This window comes from Xanthobacter versatilis (genome assembly GCF_043193975.1).
In the GTDB taxonomy this organism is placed as follows: Bacteria; Pseudomonadota; Alphaproteobacteria; order Rhizobiales; family Xanthobacteraceae; genus Xanthobacter; species Xanthobacter autotrophicus_E.
Map to the genome: position 1 here is coordinate 1 of NZ_JBAFVB010000032.1, position 735 is coordinate 735.

At 66.0% G+C, this 735-nt stretch carries 2 protein-coding genes; both read left to right on the forward strand.

Annotated elements, in window-relative coordinates; genetic code table 11:
• The first annotated feature begins 90 nt into the window (after window positions 1–90).
• Window positions 91–348: a DNA -binding domain-containing protein gene (locus V5F66_RS22235; RefSeq protein ID WP_149578528.1), complete on the forward strand. Its 258-nt coding sequence runs from the start codon at window positions 91–93 to the stop codon at window positions 346–348.
• 127 nt (window positions 349–475) lie between these two features.
• Window positions 476–735 (forward strand): transcriptional regulator domain-containing protein (locus tag V5F66_RS22240; protein ID WP_394094738.1); only part of this gene is annotated, 260 nt, incomplete at its 3' end.

The following is a 735-nucleotide window of genomic DNA, read 5'->3' on the forward strand; positions in this document are numbered from 1 at the left end:
GGGGATGCTCCCGGCTCGCGGGCTCGCTTCACCATCCGCCGTCGTCTAGAAGGGACGAAGGCTGCGCCAGGCATGGAAACGGGGGGTGACATGACCGACGCGTTTGCAGACACCGCTCCGTCCGCTTCCGAGCTCACCGACTACGACCGAGCGCACATCAAGCTCTATGCGCGCCTTTTGGACGCCACGGCGGATGGCGCCGGCTGGGAGGAGATCGCCTCGGTGCTGTTCGGCATCGACGCGGCTCGGGAGTCCGAACGTGCCCGTCATGTCCATGACAGCCATCTGGCCCGGGCCCGATGGGTGGCCTCCAGCGGCTACAAGGACCTCCTCCACCGCCCTGTCTGACGTTGCAGCCCGTTTGCAGGGGTGATGCGGCTGCGGCATCACGCGATGCTCCCTGGCAGACTTCCCCCAGTATTCTCAATCCCAGATTGTCCTCACTCGACACGCACGCTGGATGCGGAGACGAGTGATGAAGCCCGATACATCGCGCTGGCGAGAGGATGCCAGCTACGTCTATTTCGACACGCTGTCGGTGGAGGGCCTCGCCTGGGAATGCCTGCGCCGGGACGAGACCTACCAGGAACACTACCAGTCCCTCGTGAAGGCCGGCTCGGACGCCGACCCGCTCCCCCGGGAGGTGGAGCAACGCTGGGGGCTGCGATTTCGCCGCGCGGCCATCTCTCTCCGCTGTGGAACAGAACGTCCCGTGGTCGCCGGTTGTCGATCCGG